General features: G+C 53.0%; 15 protein-coding genes. 5 read left to right on the forward strand and 10 right to left on the reverse strand.

Translation table 11 applies throughout. The features are described 5' to 3' along the window. Positions 1 to 317 precede the first annotated feature (317 nt). The gene (locus VB712_RS02825; protein WP_323251919.1) at positions 318 to 965 is read left to right on the forward strand and encodes a glutathione S-transferase family protein; all 648 of its coding nucleotides are present in this window, start codon (positions 318 to 320) and stop codon (positions 963 to 965) included. A gap of 139 nt (positions 966 to 1,104) precedes the next feature. On the opposite strand, the gene VB712_RS02830 is transcribed toward VB712_RS02825, so the two are convergent. The 5 genes from VB712_RS02830 to VB712_RS02850 all read right to left on the reverse strand — a co-directional run bounded on the left by VB712_RS02830 (position 1,105) and on the right by VB712_RS02850 (position 9,510). After that, the gene (locus VB712_RS02830; protein WP_323251921.1) at positions 1,105 to 1,719 is read right to left on the reverse strand and encodes a PEP-CTERM sorting domain-containing protein; all 615 of its coding nucleotides are present in this window, start codon (positions 1,717 to 1,719) and stop codon (positions 1,105 to 1,107) included. 519 nt (positions 1,720 to 2,238) lie between these two features. Further along, on the reverse strand, positions 2,239 to 3,363 hold the full coding sequence (locus tag VB712_RS02835) for a class I SAM-dependent methyltransferase (protein WP_323251922.1): 1,125 nt from the start codon (positions 3,361 to 3,363) through the stop codon (positions 2,239 to 2,241). Positions 3,364 to 3,366: 3 nt separating this feature from the next. Continuing rightward, positions 3,367 to 4,941 carry an iron uptake porin gene (locus VB712_RS02840; protein WP_323251924.1) on the reverse strand — a complete coding sequence of 525 codons (1,575 nt, stop codon included), beginning with the start codon at positions 4,939 to 4,941 and terminating at the stop codon, positions 3,367 to 3,369. Between the two features lie 274 nt (positions 4,942 to 5,215). Next, positions 5,216 to 6,592 (reverse strand): cobyrinate a,c-diamide synthase, encoded by a 1,377-nt coding sequence (locus VB712_RS02845; protein WP_323251925.1) that lies wholly within the window; start codon positions 6,590 to 6,592, stop codon positions 5,216 to 5,218. Next, positions 6,589 to 9,510 carry a UPF0182 family protein gene (locus tag VB712_RS02850; protein ID WP_323251927.1) on the reverse strand — a complete coding sequence of 974 codons (2,922 nt, stop codon included), beginning with the start codon at positions 9,508 to 9,510 and terminating at the stop codon, positions 6,589 to 6,591. Before VB712_RS02850 ends, VB712_RS02845 begins: the two co-directional genes overlap by 4 nt. A gap of 73 nt (positions 9,511 to 9,583) precedes the next feature. Between VB712_RS02850 and VB712_RS02855 the strand changes: the two genes are divergently transcribed. Together VB712_RS02855 and hrcA are read left to right on the forward strand one after the other, a co-directional pair. Next, on the forward strand, positions 9,584 to 9,937 hold the full coding sequence (locus VB712_RS02855; protein WP_323251928.1) for a rhodanese-like domain-containing protein: 354 nt from the start codon (positions 9,584 to 9,586) through the stop codon (positions 9,935 to 9,937). A gap of 67 nt (positions 9,938 to 10,004) precedes the next feature. Then, positions 10,005 to 11,093 carry a heat-inducible transcriptional repressor HrcA gene (gene hrcA / locus VB712_RS02860; RefSeq protein ID WP_323251930.1) on the forward strand — a complete coding sequence of 363 codons (1,089 nt, stop codon included), beginning with the start codon at positions 10,005 to 10,007 and terminating at the stop codon, positions 11,091 to 11,093. Positions 11,094 to 11,120: 27 nt separating this feature from the next. Here the strand turns inward: hrcA and VB712_RS02865 are convergent, their stop codons facing one another. Further along, a complete protein-coding gene (locus VB712_RS02865) occupies positions 11,121 to 11,810 on the reverse strand; it encodes a glycosyltransferase family 2 protein (protein ID WP_323251932.1) in 690 nt (229 codons plus the stop codon). Continuing rightward, complete coding sequence (locus VB712_RS02870) at positions 11,807 to 12,520, reverse strand: class I SAM-dependent methyltransferase (RefSeq protein ID WP_323251934.1); 714 nt, start codon at positions 12,518 to 12,520, stop codon at positions 11,807 to 11,809. Before VB712_RS02870 ends, VB712_RS02865 begins: the two co-directional genes overlap by 4 nt. A gap of 111 nt (positions 12,521 to 12,631) precedes the next feature. Between VB712_RS02870 and VB712_RS02875 the strand changes: the two genes are divergently transcribed. Then, positions 12,632 to 13,357 (forward strand): RNA methyltransferase, encoded by a 726-nt coding sequence (locus VB712_RS02875; RefSeq protein WP_323251936.1) that lies wholly within the window; start codon positions 12,632 to 12,634, stop codon positions 13,355 to 13,357. On the opposite strand, the gene VB712_RS02880 is transcribed toward VB712_RS02875, so the two are convergent. The 3 genes from VB712_RS02880 to VB712_RS02890 all read right to left on the reverse strand — a co-directional run bounded on the left by VB712_RS02880 (position 13,278) and on the right by VB712_RS02890 (position 15,557). Next, on the reverse strand, positions 13,278 to 14,969 hold the full coding sequence (locus tag VB712_RS02880; RefSeq protein ID WP_323251938.1) for an ArnT family glycosyltransferase: 1,692 nt from the start codon (positions 14,967 to 14,969) through the stop codon (positions 13,278 to 13,280). The two genes, VB712_RS02875 and VB712_RS02880, sit on opposite strands and share 80 nt — an antisense overlap. Before the next feature lie 22 nt (positions 14,970 to 14,991). Continuing rightward, entirely contained in the window at positions 14,992 to 15,156 is a 165-nt protein-coding gene (locus VB712_RS02885) for a hypothetical protein (protein WP_323251940.1), read from the reverse strand. Positions 15,157 to 15,254: 98 nt separating this feature from the next. Continuing rightward, complete coding sequence (locus VB712_RS02890; protein WP_323251942.1) at positions 15,255 to 15,557, reverse strand: RNA-binding protein; 303 nt, start codon at positions 15,555 to 15,557, stop codon at positions 15,255 to 15,257. A 287-nt stretch (positions 15,558 to 15,844) separates the two neighbouring features. On the opposite strand from VB712_RS02890, the gene VB712_RS02895 reads away from it, so the two are divergent. Further along, entirely contained in the window at positions 15,845 to 18,001 is a 2,157-nt protein-coding gene (locus tag VB712_RS02895) for a PhoX family protein (protein WP_416236231.1), read from the forward strand. Positions 18,002 to 18,073 lie beyond the last annotated feature (72 nt).

An 18,073-nucleotide genomic window follows, 5' to 3' on the forward strand; every position in this document is an offset into this window, starting at 1 on the left:
GGCAGGGGCCGCCACCTGGATGGTGGGATGGGGGATGACTTTGCCCGCTGGCTCTGGGCGGAAGGCCACAGAGACAGCCTGCTGCCGACGCTTCGAGCGCGGGCCACGGCGGGGGCGGGAAGTCTGAGGCGACGGCAGAGGATGGGCAACGGCGATCATAATCAATCCCTTTTAAGCTGAAAAACGAATGATTGCATTGTAGTGCGCCCCTATCCTAACACTGGCTTTTGATCGATCAAAGTTTAATTTTTGGCGGGATAAATGGGGGATGATGGGCAAACCAGGTTTGAGGAGAAGGCGATCGCCTCCAAATGTTTATGAAACTTTTACAATTCAGCACGTCCCACTATTGTCGCAAAATTCGCCTCATTCTCGGTTACAAACAATTGCACTATGAAGTGGAAAATTTAACACCGGGGTTACATCTTTTGCGGATTAAGCCCCTGACGGGATTAACGACGATGCCGGTGCTCTGTCTGGATTCGGGGGAAAGCATTGGCGATTCTACCGCGATTTGGCAATACCTAGAACAACAGTATCCTGAACCGCCTTTACTATTAGCTGATCCATTGCTCAACCGGCAAATCCTGCTTTTAGAAGATTGGCTCGATGAAAGTATTGGCATCGCCACCCGCTTTGTTTATTACGACTACCGCGCCGGAGCCGGTAAACATCTCGATACGTCTTGGTTGAGTCCGATTGTTGTGAATTTAGTCCGCCAACAATACAAAATTCAAGGGGCCGGGGTAGCATTAGCCCGCCAACGTTTGGCCCAAGCCTTGGAGATTCTCGCCCCCTGGCAAGACTCTCCCTATTTGGTGGGCGATCGCCTCACCCTCGCCGATTGCACCGCTGCGGCATTACTCACGCCTTTACAGATGATTCCGGAATATCAGGATTATGGCTGGCTCTGGGAGCGGGTGCAAGCCGTCCATGGTGCTTGTGGTGAGCCATTTCCCCAGTAGGGGCGTTGGCGTAAGCCTGCTGGAGGCACAAAAATTTTTCGCCCTACCAAAAAAAGAAGGACAACCCGAACAGCGGGTTATCCTTACACTCATTGCCAAGCGAAACTTTTCAAGGGAAATCTTGGATTAAGCCAAAAATCTAGGCTTTGTTGTTGCGTTTTTTCATCCAAGCACCCGCACCGATTGCCAGACCTGCACCAATCATCGAGAAAGGTTCAGGGGTTCCTGTCGAGGGGGTTCCGGGCGTGGTAGCAGCGGCGATGGTCATGTGGGACAGATCTTTGCCGTTAGCGGTGCTGAACGTACCGCTGTTGATGGCTTCCGTCACGTTGTTGAAGTAGTAGGCGGAATATTCGTTACCCGCTTTCAAGCTGACTACGAACGGCCCAGTGAGGTTCAGACCGGATAAAGACCAGGAACCCGTGGATTTTTTGCCCGCAGAAAGTGGGTTGTTTCCTTCGTCAGATTTACCAACAACAGACCATTCAAAGGCACTGGTGTCAAAGCCGGAGAAGAGGGAGCCGGATTGGAGACCGGAAAGCAGGGTTCCTTTGTCGCCCACATCGTTGCCAGATGCGGTGACGCAAGCGGCGTATTCCAGCAGACCCACACCACCAGCGGCGCAGTCGGTGCTAGCAGAACCACCACCACCACCGCCACTATTGCCCTGAGCAATTGCATCACCAGCACCAAAACTAACAGCGGTAGCAGCGATTAAAGTAGAAGCGACTAAAGTAGAGAATAAGCCTTTCATGGTACACCCTCCCACGAGTGATTAAGAACGTTTGTTGAGATTGCAGTGTTTAGTAGCTTTCCCCCACCGCTCTTTCAGAATAACCTGAATCCCTTAACCATTCAATAAAGTTTCCGTGAAGATACGCCAAAATTCTGTAAAGAAGCTGCGAATATTCCGTCATTTACCGGAGGCGATCGCCGCAGGATCCTCTTTTGCTGAGGAGGCGATCCCCCTAAACCCGTTTGGGGTCAGCCTTTTGCCCTAGGGATACCTCTCCCTCTGCCGGAGGAACATCCCCCGCTCTCGGTGGGGAATGCTCCTCTCAAATCAGCAACTTTTACCCTTAGGAAAAAATTTTTTTAATCTCTGAGGAAAAAAATTTTTTTAATTGCTTAAAAAATCAAACCTCTATCCCCAAAGCACCGTATTATTACGGATATTCAGGGGAGCGGGAGCAGCATACCCAAAAATACTTAAGTGTTTTTACGCAAATTATGGCAGTAGCCCAGGGGATTAGTTATATCCCCCGCATAAAATTCAGTTGGCTCTATCCATTACGCATCGTAATGGGGTCGCCACTTGCCCATCGGTCAGGCCCCGCTGCTGAACCAAAACCCCAAACCCCCCTAGGCCGGTGGGGTCAATCAGGCCATGGAGATGGCTGCGCCGTTGGAGGAGTTGATTTAAGGGGATATTGCCTTGGGAAAGGGCCGCAAGGCGATCGCCTAACCCCAAGGCCATTAAAAATAATCCCTGTTTCGTTATCCCCACTGTTTGCAAGCCGTACTGTTCCCCCCAATGGGTGAGGGCGGTGAAATTGACATGGGCGGTAATATCCTGCTGGCCCAGATTTACATAGGGATTGTTGTGGTGGCGGTGCTGGAAATAGCATTGCAGCGTTCCCTCATACCGTTGGGGGTGGTAGTAGCGATCGCCCTCATAGCCATAATCAATCGTGAGCAAATACCCCTGCTTCAGCTTCCGGGCCACGGTTTGCAACCAATCCAGGGCGGCTAAATTCACCTCGGTGCGGTAGCCCGACCGGTAGGTGGGGCCAGGGAGCGGAATCCCCAAGGTTTGGAAATAGGCCGCGATTTCTGGGGTGGACAGGGGGCCAAGGCGTTCCTGAATGCCTGTAGGAGTGACATCGAGATAAACCTCTTGCAATTGCTGATCTTGACTTACCACCAAATGCACCGGGAAAGCATCCACCAATTCATTGGAAAAACAGCAACCGATCAGGGATTGATCGGGGATTTCCCCCCAATCCTGCCAAGTGACCGGATGCCCCCCCAGCTTTTCCCCTTGGCTTTGGCGCTTTTGGGGGGATTTTTCCACAATGATGTAGCGGATCGCCTTGTAGCATTGCGGATCAGTTTCTGCCATGGCCGCCAAACAATCCCGCGCCGTCTCCCCCTCCCCGGCCCCCATTTCCAAAAGGGTAAATTCCGAGGGACAGCCCAAAATTTGCCACATCTGGCAAAACTGCACGGCTAATAACTCGCCAAAATCGCGATCGCCTGTGGCGGAGGTGAAAAAATCCCCCTGAAAACCAATGGGCTGGCGGTTGTAGTACCCCAGTTCAGGGTGATAAAGCACCGTTTCCATGAAGTCGGCAAACGTCAGGGGGGAGGCGGCGGTCAGGATTTGCAGCAGATCCATCACTTAAAACTGGAATTGAGTTTGCAAGGACAGAATAAACACATCATCATTGCCCCCGTTTTGGTTCACTGCCGGGAGCCAGATAATCCCAGGGGTGAGGGCGATGCGATCGCTCATTTGATAGCGATAGGCTGCTTCAATATGCCACACCGGATCGGTATCGAGTAAATTAACCCGTCCCCCTTGGGCCCGCAAACTCCGCAACGTCGGCTCACTACCCAACACCACCATCCCTAAATTCCCCGCGCCCCCCAAATCCGGGAACGCGAGGGTAAGGGCATAGTTCCAAATTTCCCCATCGCCTACCTCTAATAACCGCGCCTTCGTCACCCCCACCCAACCGGAAAGGGCGAGGCCATCACTGGGTTGCACCATGGCCGTTAACCCGTAGGAATTGCTCACCACCGGCCGGTTAAATAAGGAATCACCAAAGGGACGGCTACTATTCGCGTTCAGGGCGAGGGGGATCAAATTCGCGCTAAAGGATCCCGTCGCTGTGCCACTGCCCCCGAACCGAAAACGGTTGGCGGTGCTGTAGCCGTGGACATAGGTTAAACCCAATTGAGCTTGGTCATTGCCCACCACCGCCTGAGCCAATAGGGAATAATCGGCGTTAAACAGCCCTCGATTCGGCGTTGCCGCTTGGTTGGCCAAATAGCCCAGATCAAACCGGAGGCTTTCGCCGATGTGATGGGTAATCCCCAGCCCCGCGCCATCGCCACCAAGGCCATAGATGGGATTGCGCTGGCCAAATCGGGAGAGCGCCCCGCTGCCCCCCTCCTGATCCTCTAAATAGGGGTTGAGGGTGTCGGCATAGTGGAAATGGGAACCGCCAGCCCCGAAGAGGGTGAGTTCTGTCGCATCCCCTAGGGGATGGGTATAACTGAGGAGATCAAGGACGACATTATTGGTATTGCGCTGCACCGTGGAGGTATCCATGGCTAGACGGCCATCATTACTAAATAAGAGGTTGGCGGCATTGGCCCCGCCGGTATTGCCCTGATCCGCCAACATCGGCAGGGCATTACTGCCCATTAACCGGGTACGGAGGCGATCGCGCCCCGTAAAACTGGTGTTGAATTCCAACCTGGTGCGGTATTGAAAAATTGGCTCAGTGGGAATCCGGGCCCCATTGCGGGTAATGCCAGTAATCGCCTCGCCCCCTAGATTGCTATTGAGGGCAAAAATCGCCTCCCCTTGCAGTTTCGTCGTTGTCGAAAACTGACTGGCTTCTAGTTCCGCCACCCGTGCCGTCATGGCATCAATGCGCCCCCGCAACACGGCTAAATCTCCATTAAATTCCCGGATCAGCCGCTCAATTACGGCCAAATCTTCTGCGGTTGCGGTATCCCCTTGGCCCACTAATAGCCCTTCAATCCCCTGAAGGCAAGCATTCAAAGCCGCCGCAAATTCATAACGGCTCAAGGCGCGATTCCCCCGAAATGTGCCATCGGGATAGCCTTTTAAGCAGTCGTAGCGATCGCTCAAATCCCGCAATGCCCCATAGGCCCAATCCCCTGGGGATACATCCCGCAACTGCGCCGCCCCTTGGCTCCAAGCGGGGGCGATCCCTACCATCAATGTTAGTAACGTGAGAAGTGAGAAGTGAGAAGTGAGAAGTGAGAAGTGGAAGATTTTCTCTCTCCTCTCTGCTCTATCCTCTTTTCTCTTCCCCCAAAGGGGTAGCTGTGCTAATTGCTTCAACATCGCTCACACCAAGTAAATGATGGTCAATATTAAAGCATTGGAGGAAGGGGGAATAGGGAGTAGGCAATATTTCCCCACAGGCGGCAGAGTCGCCTAGGGTGCATCCCATGGCAGAGCCATGGGACGAGGAGGCAAAACCCCCTTTTTAAGGGGGTTGGCGAAGCCGGGGGGGATCCCACTCCCTACAATTCTCCACAAATCGCTTCGCGATCTCCCCCCCTGCTCCCCAGTGGAGATGGAGATAGGAGCCGTGAATGTGAGTATTGCTCCAGCCTTCTGGGTAGGGGGGGGTTTGGGTGGATAGGCCTTTGAGGGTAAAGAGATTGGGGGATTGGGGGGCGAGCCATTGGGAGCGGTGGAATTCATGGCCCCAAATTTGGGCTTGGGCGGGTAAAAGGGGGGTGGATTGTCGGGCCGTGGCTTGGCGATAACCGAGGGTGAGCTTGCCCCCCATTTGGGTTTTACCAGGGATCGCCCCCACCATCGGCCAACTTTGCCCTTCAAAATCGACCAATTCCTCACATAAATACATGAATCCCCCACATTCCCCATAGGTGGGCATCCCTTGGGCCATGGCCCCCCGTACCGCCTCCCGAGCAAGATGATTAGCCGCCAACTCCGCCCCAAACAATTCTGGAAATCCGCCGCCAAAATACAAGCCCTGCACATTTGCAGGGAAGGGATCGGCGCAGGGACTCCAAAACCGCAACTCAGCCCCCGCAGCTTTGAGGGCATCGAGATTATCTTCGTAGTAGAAGTTAAAGGCGCGATCGCGGGCGACAGCAATTGTCACCCTGGGGGATTTTACGAGGATCGCGGGGGCTTCTTCTGGGGTAATTGGTTCCGGCTCAATCAACGGTAACAGCCTTGGCCAATCAAAATCCGCCACCAATGCCGCCAACCGTTCACAGAGTTGGGGCAATTGGGGTAATTCATCGGTAGGGACTAGCCCTAAATGGCGATCGGGGAGAGTTATAGCCTGCTCCCGCCGCAATACTCCTAGGATGGGAATCCCTAAGGGATCAAGGGCAGCGGTGAGCAATTCTAAATGGCGATCGCTCCCCACCCGATTTAAAATCACCCCCGCCAGATTTAAGCGGGGATCTAAACCCCGATAGCCATAGACCAACGCCGCCACCGAACCCGACAAGCTTTTACAATCCACCACCAACACGACCGGCACATTCAACAACCGGGCCAGGTGGGCCGTACTGCCATAATCCCCCTGGCCCTGCCATATCACCCCATCAAACAGCCCCATCACCCCCTCAATGATTACCCCTGCCATTCCTTGCTGATGGCGATTAAAACAGGCTTTTACCCCCGATTCTGACATTAAGAGGGGATCTAAATTACGACAGGGGCGGCCCGTGATATGGCGGTGAAACATCGGGTCGATGTAATCCGGGCCCACCTTGAAGGATTGCAACCGTAGCCCTCGGTGGTGGAGATAGCTGAGGAGGGCGAGGGTGATCGTCGTTTTGCCCGCATTGCTGCGATCGCCCGCAATGATCACCGTCATGGCTCAAAAATCTCTAACAACGGCTCAGGGGTTTCCACCGGCCGCCGAATCACCGGCTTCTCGTCAGACTCACCCGGCGTAAACAATTCTTCAATGGCCTGGGCCAGCGTCGGAGCCATCACAATCGTATTGTTATAGGCCACAATCACCCGCGCTAAAGTAGGCACACTATTGCGCTCCGCTTCTAAATAAATTGGCTCCACATACAACAGCGATTCTTCAATGGGAATCACCAATAAATTCCCCTGTACTACTTGCGATCCTTGAGTATCCCAAAGGGAAATTTGCTGAGAAATCAGCGGGTCTTGGTTGATCAGCGCCTCCATTTGGGAGATCCCGAAAATCAGCCGCTGTTTGGGGAATTGGTAGAGCAGGAGCTTGCCGTAGTTGTCGCCATCGGCCCGGGCCGCTAACCAGGCAATCAAGTTGGGCCGCGCCACCGGGGAATAGGGATGGAGAAGGATAAACTCTGCCCTGGGTTCACCGGGTAACTGCATGATCAGGTGATAGGGATCAACGGGTTGGGGTGTATCGGCATAGATTTCTTGGGGCGTTGTCCATTGATCTTCACGGTTATAAAAGACGCGGGGATCTTCCATGTGGTAGGTGAGGAGCCGCTCCGATTGGGTGCTAAAGAGATCGGTCGGATAGCGCAGGTGGGCCCGCAGGGGGGGCGGGATTTGCTCTAGGGGTTTAAATAGTTTGGGAAAAACCTTATTCCAGGTTTGGATAATTGGGTCTGTGGGGTCAGCAATATAGAAAGTCACATTGCCGTGATAAGCATCCACCACCACCTTGACGGAATTGCGAATGTAGTTGAAGGGGTGGGGGCCGGGGTCAGAGTAGGGATAGCGATCGCTCGTTGTGTAGGCATCAATCATCCAATAGAGATAATTGGGTTCACTGCCATTGCTGTTATCGACATTAGCCACCACCAGATAGGGATCATTGTCATAGCGCAAAAAGGGGGCAATTTGGCGGAGGCGATCGCCAATGATACGCCGGAACAAAATCTTAGTATCCGGCGTGAAGTTTTGGGTGAATAAAATCGGCCAATCCCGCAGATAGACCGCAAACACCAGCCGCCGCCACCAAGAATTGAGCGGAATCCCCCCCCGACCTTCATAGGTCGTAAACACATTGTCCGAACCACTGGGAAAATCAAACTCCTCCACCTTCGTTGAAGTCATCACATGGGTATGGGTCAATTCACCAAAATAGATCCGGGGCCGCCCTAAAGGGATGCTATCGGGAACAAGATCCGGAGCCAATTGCAGCCGACCAGCATCGCTTTCCGTGCCAATATCCTGGACATCATAGGCCGGTAGCCCTCCTTCCCCAACGCGGTTCACAGGGGACATCGTGAAGCCATAGCCATGGGTATAAACCAGATGTTCATTCACCCAAGTTTTCGTCACCCCCTCCACCTTGTCATAGTCCAATTCACGGGGAGCGACGATCATTTGCTGGATTTGGGGGAAAATGTTCCCCACTTCGTCGTAGCGTTGAATTTGATAGCGGTCAATATCCGCACCATGGAACGTGTAATAGAGGCGAATTTCTTGAAGTTGGCGATTTGCTTTCAAGAGGGGGCGGGTATCCCAAAGGCGAATGTTATCAATGGTGGGGTCGTTGGCGGCGATTTGGGCGAGGGTGAGATTATTTTTCGGATCAAAGGTTTCTGATTCAATGCGAGTCAGACCAAAGGCGGAGCGGGTGGCGGCAATGCTGTGAACTAGATAGGGGGTTTCTCGCTCTAGTTCGTTGGGTTGAACGTTGATCCGCTGGATCCCCTGGGTGAGGAATAGGCCCAGGAGGGCGGGGAGGAGATAGATCCACCACAAAATTGCCAGGATTTGGCGGAAGTTCACCGTTTGGGCGCGACTGCGATAGATTAACCCCCCACAGAGGCCGAGGGCAATACAGCCGAGGCCAATTTCCCAGGGGAGTTGCACCATCACATCGGTATAGCCTGCCCCGTAGACGGCCCCACGATGGGAATAGACAAGCTTGATCGCGTTAATGGTGTGCTGGAGGGCGATCGCCCCCATCAACATCCCCCCTAATCCATAGAGATGGCGCAATTGGGGCTGCGAAAAGCCGGGAAATTTGCCATCAGAAAGGCTATTGCCGGAAAGCAAATAGGTCAACAAACAACAGAGAAGCGTCAGGAAAAACAAGCCCGTGAGCCACAGGGCCAAGAGTTCCAGGATGGGCAATCGAAAGAAGTAGAAGCCGATATCGAGGTGAAATAGGGGGTCGCGCTCGTAAAACGGGGTAGCCTGTTCCCAGGCCAGAATCCGCGTCCAGTGGTTGGCGGCTAAATATCCAAACAGCACGACCATCCCCGTTGCAATCAGTCGCACAGTCCAACGGAACTGGATAATGATGCCGAGAATCATGACTGCCATCAATAGCCAGAGTCCGAGGGAGGTGGTGGTGAGGAGGGTCACGAGGGCTGCACCACTTAAGAGGGGGGGGATATCGGGGGTGAGGGGGGGGATCTCAAACCCCAACCAGCCATAATCAAGGGCCACCCGACCATACTGGATGGTTCCCCAAGCCAAAAGGGTCGCTAACCCTAGGACTAACGGGAGGATATAGCGCAGGGTGAGGATTTTCTGGCGCTGAGGGGGGGCCATATTTTGCCGGAGATCGTGAGCATCGACTGGGGCGGGTTGGGGATATTGGTGGCGATCGCTCCAGGCCAAATGGCTAAACCAAAACACCGCTGAAATCGTACTGACTCCAACCCATAACCAAACCTGGGTCTGTACCCGGATCCAGAATGTGGCGAGATAATCCACTTCTGTAAACCAAAGAATTTGGGCAATCAGGGCCACGAGGCGATCGCTCAACAACAGCCCAATGGCGATCAACCCCGTCACTATCCATCCCTTCACTCGCTTTTTACCCACAGCCCAATCAAACCTGCTAATTTGAAGAAAACTTAAAAGTCCCGTTGCCTTTTTCAGCCTACCGGATTCTCCCATGCATAGCCATTCTGATCGTATTCCTAGCATTTCTGTCACTGAGTTAGCCCAACGGCTCGCCCAAGGCGATCCCGACCTGCAACTCATTGATGTCCGTGAACCGGAGGAAGTGGCGATCGCCCACCTCCCCAATTTTAAAATTTACCCCCTGAGCCAATTTGGCCAATGGTCCACCACCCTACCCACAACACTCAAACCTGATGCAGAAACCTACGTCCTCTGTCACCATGGGGTTCGCTCGGCGCAAATGTGCCAATGGTTACGGAGCCAAGGTTTTACTAATGTTACAAACATTCAAGGGGGGATTGAAGCCTATGCCAGTTTGGTCGATGGGGCGATCGCTCGCTATTAAAAATCCCAATTTCAACGGGTTTAAAAAATTTTTTTAACATCCACTCGCATACAAACGTATTTTAGCCATGCTCGGTCACGATTGCCTCAGTGAACGCCAACAACAGATTCTCTGGGCGACAGTTCATCGCTATGTTGCCACCGCCGAACCCGTCGGGTCAAAGGTGCTAGCCGCTGAATATGACCTGCAAGTCAGTTCAGCCACAATTCGCAACACCATGGGCCGCCTCGAAAAGGTGGGATTGCTCTATCAGCCCCACACCTCCGCCGGTCGCATTCCCTCCGATTCCGGCTATCGGGTCTATGTGGATCACCTAATCACCCCTGACGATGGCAAAGGGGAACAACTGCGCCAAGTCTATACCCAACAACTGGATTGGGGCCGTTACAACCTTGAGCAACTGCTGCAACGAGCCGCGCAAATTCTCGCCACCCTCAGCGGCTATATTGCCTTGATCACTCTGCCCCAAACCACGGGCCATCGGATTCAATCCCTCCATATTCTCCCCATCAGCCCCGAGCAAGGAATGCTCGTTGTCGTCACCGATGCCTATGAAACCCAATCAATGCGTCTAGATTTGTCGGCCTTAATGGCGAGCGATCGCCCGGAGGATGAAGCCTTAGATATGAGCGGCGAGTTACAAATTCTCTCCAATTTTCTCAATCAAAAACTGCGGGGGCAATCCCTTGCCGCATTACAGCAATTAAATTGGCAAGAATTGGGGGAAGAATTTCGCGCCTATACGGTGATCATCCAGCAAATTTTAGGGGAAGTGGTGCAACGGTATCAAACCCCCATGGTGATGCCCATTGTGATTCGCGGCATTGCCGAGGCTCTGCGCCAACCGGAATTTTCCGAGGTGCAACAGGTGCAAACCTTGCTGTACCTATTAGAAGAAGAACAGGAACAACTTTTTCCTTTGATTTTCAAACAGCCGGAACAGCCAGCACAGCGGTCTACTGTGCGCATTGGCGCAGAAAATCCCCTCGCTCCCCTCAGCAGTTGCACCTTAATTTCTGCCCAATATTACAAAGGCAATTTACCCGTGGGCAGTGTCGGCTTAATCGGCCCCACGCGGATGCTCTATGAAAATGCGATCGCCCTCGTCGAATCCACCGCCCAATACCTCTCCGATACCCTCAACACCCCCTCCTAAGAATACCTTTTCCCTTTCCCCTTTCCCTCACCCCCACAAACCATAACGCACAATACAATAAATTGCCCAAACCCCATCTTTCCAGTTAATTTTTTTACCCTCCTGATAAGTACGACCATAGTAGGAAATCCCTACTTCATAAATGCGGCAATTCATGCGAGCTACTTTAGCGGTAATTTCTGGCTCAAAGCCAAAGCGGTTTTCTCGAATTTTCACACTTTGAATGATTTCGCGGCGAAACGCTTTGTAGCAGGTTTCCATATCAGAAAGATTGAGATTGGTAAACATATTAGAAAGCGTCGTTAAAAAGCGATTGCCGACGGTATGCCAGAAGTATAAAACCCGGTGGGAACCTGTTCCCAAGAAGCGGGAGCCAAAGACCACATCAGCCCGGTTTTTGAGGATAGGATCAATCACAAGCGGATACTCTTGGGGATCATATTCTAAATCTGCATCTTGAACAATGACAATCTCCCCCGTTGCTGCCCTAAAACCCGTGCGCAGGGCGGCCCCTTTGCCTTGATTACGGGGATGGTAGATGATTTGGTCAACCAGGCCGGTGATTTGCGTTTCGAGAATATCCCGAGTGCCATCGGTGGAGCCGTCATCAACAATAATGATTTCTAGATTTTGAATGGGAGATGCTTTCACTGCTGCAACAATTTGGTGAATTGTTGTTGATTCGTTGTAACAGGGGATAATGACAGAGAGCTTCATACCGTTGAAGGGGTAGCGATCGCCATCAAGGATAACCCAACCGGGGGCGGTAATCGTTGCTCTAGGCGTTGAAACAGCGGCACAAAGCGGTTAAACAGCCCCACTTGTCCCCCTCCAGGAATGGTTCTTTTTAACAAGGAACCATTCACCCACCAGCCAGGAATCCCCATGATGTTGAAATAATGGAGAGCGAGGGGGGTAAAATTTCCATCCACGAGGGTACGGCTCAGGTTCTTTTTGTTATAGCGGCGATAATGGCCAACACTACTATCGAGAAGATTATAAAGCCGTTGACCGGCGGGGACTTTGAGAATTAAACGGCCTCCCGGTTTGAGTAATCCAGCCAGTTGGTTTAAAAATGCCTGATCCTGTTCAATATGCTCTAGCACATCCAGCAAAATAATCGTGTCAAAGCGATCGCGCCATTGCTGTTGGGTAGCATCACCCACATGAAAAGTAACATGATCAGCTTCAGACAAACGCGACCGAGTTTGAGCCACATAGTCCCCATCTAAATCTATCACCGTTAAATGGCGGCAATGGTTGGCGAGATGCACAGTAAAATTACCCGTTCCGCAGCCAATTTCTAAAACCTCATCCCCTAAATGGGGAGCAATATGAGCAAAAACCCAGCGATTAAAGTGATCCGCTTGGGCTAAATGATCGAGCCATTGGGTTTGGGCTAAACTGAGGGAACCTTGTTTACGCATGGGATAGCATCAAAAGTTAAGGGAGGAACAATGTTTAAATCCTTAGATTAGGGAGATGGTGCGTTAAAATTAAACGATAAACTGTTAATCCTGATCTCCTCAATTCTAGCTTTGGTTGCTCTAGATTTAGTCCGCATTATTTTAGTCGAACCCGCTGGCCCCCTCAATGTGGGGTCGGTGGCGCGGGTGATGAAAAATATGGGGCTATCGCGGTTGGTGTTGGTGAATCCGAGGTGCGATCGCCGCTCCCCCCAAGCCTATCAAATGGCGGTGCATGGGGCAGAAATTTTAGAAGCTGCTCAGGTGGTGGGGGATTTAACGACGGCGTTGCAGGGGTGCGATCGCGCCATTGCCACTGCCGGCCGGGATTGCAGTTTAGGATTACCCCTGGAAACGCCCCGCGTCGCCTTTCCTTGGCTGCTGGCTTCCCCTGGCGAAACGGCGTTAATTTTTGGCCGGGAGGATCACGGTTTAACGAATCAGGAGTTAAACCTAGCGCAACGGGCGGTGATGATTCCCGCTCATCCTGCATATCCTTCTCTCAATTTGGCCCAAGCCGTCGGGATTTGCGCCTATGAGTTAACGCAAGTCCTCACCCGTTCCGTAATCCCCCAAACCTTACCCACCGCTCCCCTTGACCACCTCGAAGCCTACTACCAAGACCTCGAAACCCTCCTATTAAATATTGGCTATCTCCGCCCCCACACCGCCGCCGCCCGCATGGCCAAAATCCGCCACCTCCATCACCGCGCCTTACCTACGCCGGAGGAATTGGCTTTGTTGCGGGGGATGATTCATCAGGTGCGTTGGGCGATTCAGCATCAGCCCCGTTCCTAAGCACCCAATAGGTTTGGGGTTGCCCTAGGGTATCAAACCAGGCCGTTACGGCTTGGGCTTGGAGTTTGGGGATCTGTTGCCGAAGTTGCGTAACTTGTTCAGGGCGACGACTAATCACCACAGGGGCAGGATCAGCGCGGAAAGCTTGGGCTAATTGGGTAGTTGTGCCAGAAAAGACGGTGAAGGGGCGATCGCCTAAGGCCACATAGAGGGCCAAACTGGGCAAATTAAAATCTTCGGCAAATACAATCATGGCAGGGCGATCGCCAATGATTGCCAAATCCGCAACCTGTTGCGAGCCTCGCAATTCTGGCAAGATTAGCGGCAAGATCAACCCCCAAACACAGAGCAAAATCGTTGCGCCCTGAACCATTCCCCCATAAAAGGCCGCTCTCATCGCTCCCCGTGCTAAGGCTCGATAGATCAAGGTTGCTGTGATCAAGGAGAGGATGGCCGTGAGCAACAACGCCCAAAACGGGATAGGGATCCACCGCTTCACGAGCAGTAACGCCAAGCTCAAGATGAGGGAAAGCAAGAGACTTAACCCTCTGGCCCACCGTATCCTCGGAATGAGCTTCGGCATTGTACTGGCTTGGGCAATGAGCAGGGCCACGGCGGGATAGGCCCCCAAGGCATAACTGGGCAACTTACTGGGCAACAGTTCGTAAACCAGCCAACCGGCCACAAGCCAAGCCGTCAACGGCAATTGTTCTGGGGATCTCCAGGTTTGTGCTTGATCAATCAAGGCAGCCCACAACCAGGGAAACCAGGGTAAGAAGGCGAGGATAAACAGCAGCAGATAATACCCCGGTAGACCCCACTGGCCAAACACCACCCCACCCCCCACCCGATGGACAATGTACCAATCCCACAGCCAGCGGGCAAAGTTGCCCCCATCTTCGTGAGCCGTGAGGGCAAGCCAGAGGCCAAAGGGAATCAGGCTCAGGGGGGCAAGCAGCCAAGGGCGCAGGGCCGTCAGGGCGGAGCGATCGCCCTTCCCCGCCCCCAACCACCACAGCCCCCAACTGCCCAACACCAGCAGTAAAATCGGTGGCCCTTTCGTCAGCACCCCCAAAGCCACCGCCCCCCACAGCCAAACCAACCAAGACCAATGGGGGGTCAGGACAGCACGAATCATTGCCAACATGGCCACGGTTTCCAAGCCCACCAGTAGGCCATCGGTGAGGGCGACTTTGCCAAAGAGGGGTAAGAGGAGGGCGGTGAAGATTAACCCCATGGCCCGGCGGGCGATCGCCTCTCCCCAAATATCCCGACCCCATCGCCACACCACAATCCCCGTCACCAACACCGCCAAACCACTAGGCAACCGCGCCGCCCATTCCCCCCAACCCCAAAGTTGCATCGCCCCCGCCATCAACCAAAACTGCAACGGCGGTTTGCGATGCAGTTCTGACCAGAGAAAATCAGGAATCCACCATTCCCCAGTCTTGTGCATCTGGAGGGCAAAACCCCCATAGGCCGCTTCATCTTGATCCCAAAAGGGAATATTTCCATTGTGAATCCCCAGCAAAATAACCGCTAACCCAATGAGGGCTAGCGGTTGAGCATTTTCCCGGAGCGATCGTAATGTCAGAATTGCCAGGAAATTCACAGGAAGATGCTAGGGCAGAATACTACTCTTCGTTATTATTCGATTGCTCGTTGGTTTCACTGTCAGAACCACCACTGGAATAGCGTCTACCCTTAGAGTAAGAGCGAGTCGATTTCTTCCGAAACTGGCGAGCATAAGCCGCGTTACGAGCAGCTTTGTCTTTTTTAAGATTGCGGCGTTTAGACACGGTTAGTCCTCAATTAACATCAAAATAATGCGCTCGCAAAGGAAATCCACGGATTACATGGGTTTCCTGCAAGCGCAGTACAAAATCACCCAAGGTGTTTAGAAGCGGTCATTGCGACGGCCACCACCACCACCACCACCACTAAAAGAACTCCGGGGTTCACGGGGGCGAGCCTCGTTCACCTTCAGTTCACGCCCCATCCATTCAGCCCCATTGAGTTCTTCAATGGCCGAGGCTTCTTCTTCAGGGGTTTCCATTTCCACAAACGCAAAGCCCCGCATCCGACCGGTTTCCCGATCCGTGGGGACATGAACGCGCTTGACCTTGCCGTATTCAGCAAAAACTTCAGTCAAGTTTTCTTGGGTAATGGAGTAGGCAAGGTTGCCAACGTAAATTGACATAAGATCGAATGTCTCCTCAATCAAGTAATTGTCCAAGAGCCAAGATTTCGGAGAATAGCCTGTCAATAGCTGAGGGAAAAAACCAATCAATACTGAAAAACAAATGCTGTTACCGATTCTCATACTCGTCTTTTGAGTATAACACTAGGTCGCCGTCACTCAACAAAACTTAGTATTTTTTAAGCCATCAATGCCATGGCCCATCCGATGGGAGGATCAATTAAAGTACATAGATTCTGAATTGAGATGCAGAGATGAGAGAGCAAGGGTCGCTCTAGGCCTTGTTAATGTTTTCTTATCCCTCTGATAATTTTTCAGATTTAGGATCAACCTCGATTAATCGGCCGTCGTTGGGCGGCTTTGAGGAGAACACCGTGAATCAACAACAATACCCTAAAAACCCCCATATCCATCGCCCTGAACAGGCTGGCGGGGATGAGCCGATCTGTAATCATTCCCCCAATCCCACCTTTGCCGCCATTCTTAACAGCCGCCTGCAACGTCGCCAAGTGATGCGGGGTGGGGTTGCTGCTGCTGTAGCGGTTTTGTTTAGCCGCACGAACCTTAGCAACCTTTTTGCTGAACCCGCCCAAGCCGCAGAGCATGGCTCTCTCCTTGGGTTTAAAGCGGTTCCCGTCAGTTCTGCTGATGCGATCGCCGTTCCTGAAGGCTATACGGCCCGTGTCCTTTTGCCCCATGGGGAACCGATCGCCGGTAACTATCCCGCCTATCGCCTCGAAAATACCGGGGCAGAGCAGGGGATGCAGATGGGTTCCCACCATGACGGGATGCACTTTTTCCCTATTGAAGGCAATGATCCCTATCAAGGCAGTTCCACCGATGGCTTACTGGTGGTTAACCATGAATATGTTGAACCCCGGTATATGCACAAAAGTGCCATCGGTCAACCCCTCGATTCTGACGGCGTGCCGCTCAAGGCAGACGGCCAACGGGCAGCGGATGAAGTACTGAAAGAACTGAACGGCCATGGCGTGAGTATTGTGCATATTCGTCAGCAGCGTAATGGCAGTTGGGGGATGGTGCGCGATCGCCTCAATCGTCGCATTACCGGCCTCACCCCCATGGACATCACCGGCCCAGTACGGGGGAGCGATCACGTCAAAACCAAATACAGCCCCGATGGGACGAAAACCCGAGGAACCCTCAACAACTGCGCCCATGGTGTCACCCCCTGGAACACCTATATGGCCGCTGAGGAAAATTGGGCGGGGTACTTCCGCAATGGCAAACAGGTGGATCAAAAGCCCGATCTGCCCCGCGAACAGGCCCGCTACGGTGTCGTTACTGGGGTTTCTCGCTACGGTTGGGAATTGGCAGACAACGGAGCCGATCAATATACTCGTTTCGATGCCACCCCCAAAGCAGCCCGTGCCACCGAGGATTATCGCAACGAACCCAATACCTTTGGGTGGATGGTGGAGATTGACCCCTTTAACCCCACCAGCACTCCGAAAAAACGCACCGCCCTTGGTCGTTTCGCCCATGAAGGTGTGGTATTCCAAACCCCTGTGGAAGGCCAGCCCGTGGTGTGTTATTCCGGGGATGATGCCCGGTTTGAATACATCTACAAATTCGTCTCTGCCCAGCCCTACCGTAAAGCCACCGCTAACGGCGATCTCCTGGATCGCGGCACGCTTTATGTGGCCAAGTTCCACGAAGAGGGCAAAGGGGAATGGGTCGCCTTGGTTTTTGGCCAAAACGGCTTAACTGCTGCCAATGGTTTTAAAGATCAAGCCGATGTGTTGGTGAATACGCGCCTCGCCGCTGATACCGTTGGAGCAACCAAAATGGATCGTCCTGAATGGGGGGCCATTGACCCCGCAACGAAGGCGGTGTACTTCACGCTCACCAATAATAGTAGTCGTACCGGCGAACAGGTGGATGCGGCGAATCCGCGCTCGGCCAATGATTGGGGCCATATTATCCGCTGGAATGAAGCGGGGGGGAATCCGACGGCTACCACATTTGAGTGGGATATTTTTGTGTTGGCGGGAACGGCAGAGGATAGTCAGAAGTTATCGGGGAATGCCTTGGATCCTGATAGTCTGTTCTGTTGCCCCGATGGCCTCTGGTTTGATGCCACGAGCCGCCTCTGGATTCAAACGGATATCAGCGAGAGCGTGATGAACACGGGTAAATATACTCAATTTGGCAATAACCAAATGTTGGCTGCTGACCCCCGCACCGGAGAAATTCGCCGCTTTTTCACTGGCCCCATTGGCCAGGAAATCACGGGGGTTGTGACCACGCCGGATCAGCGCACGATGTTTATCAATGTGCAGCACCCTGGGGCGACGACAACGGAGGAGGATTTTGCCGCCGGTAAAAATGTCTCTCGCTGGCCGGATCAAAAAGCGACTCATTACCCGCGCTCTGCCACGGTGGTGATTACCAAAGATGATGGCGGGATTATTGGCACATAGAGTGATGCCACGGTGAAAGGGCGAACCATTGGCCCAAAAATGGGGCGAAAAATTTTTGTGCCTCCGGCAGGC

The sequence above is a fragment of the Spirulina sp. CCNP1310 genome, assembly GCF_034932185.1.
GTDB lineage: Bacteria > Cyanobacteriota > Cyanobacteriia > Cyanobacteriales > Spirulinaceae > Spirulina.

Excerpts from the sequence above, each read along its gene's own strand:
- VB712_RS02825 (WP_323251919.1), top strand. The coding sequence starts at position 318 with ATGAAACTTTTACAATTCAGCACGTCCCACTATTGTCGCAAAATTCGC.
- VB712_RS02830 (WP_323251921.1), bottom strand. The coding sequence starts at position 1,719 with ATGAAAGGCTTATTCTCTACTTTAGTCGCTTCTACTTTAATCGCTGCT.
- VB712_RS02835 (WP_323251922.1), bottom strand. The coding sequence starts at position 3,363 with ATGGATCTGCTGCAAATCCTGACCGCCGCCTCCCCCCTGACGTTTGCC.
- VB712_RS02840 (WP_323251924.1), bottom strand. The coding sequence starts at position 4,941 with ATGGTAGGGATCGCCCCCGCTTGGAGCCAAGGGGCGGCGCAGTTGCGG.
- VB712_RS02845 (WP_323251925.1), bottom strand. The coding sequence starts at position 6,592 with ATGACGGTGATCATTGCGGGCGATCGCAGCAATGCGGGCAAAACGACG.
- VB712_RS02855 (WP_323251928.1), top strand. The coding sequence starts at position 9,584 with ATGCATAGCCATTCTGATCGTATTCCTAGCATTTCTGTCACTGAGTTA.
- hrcA (WP_323251930.1), top strand. The coding sequence starts at position 10,005 with ATGCTCGGTCACGATTGCCTCAGTGAACGCCAACAACAGATTCTCTGG.
- VB712_RS02865 (WP_323251932.1), bottom strand. The coding sequence starts at position 11,810 with ATGAAGCTCTCTGTCATTATCCCCTGTTACAACGAATCAACAACAATT.
- VB712_RS02870 (WP_323251934.1), bottom strand. The coding sequence starts at position 12,520 with ATGCGTAAACAAGGTTCCCTCAGTTTAGCCCAAACCCAATGGCTCGAT.
- VB712_RS02890 (WP_323251942.1), bottom strand. The coding sequence starts at position 15,557 with ATGTCAATTTACGTTGGCAACCTTGCCTACTCCATTACCCAAGAAAAC.
- VB712_RS02895 (WP_416236231.1), top strand. The coding sequence starts at position 15,845 with ATGTTTTCTTATCCCTCTGATAATTTTTCAGATTTAGGATCAACCTCG.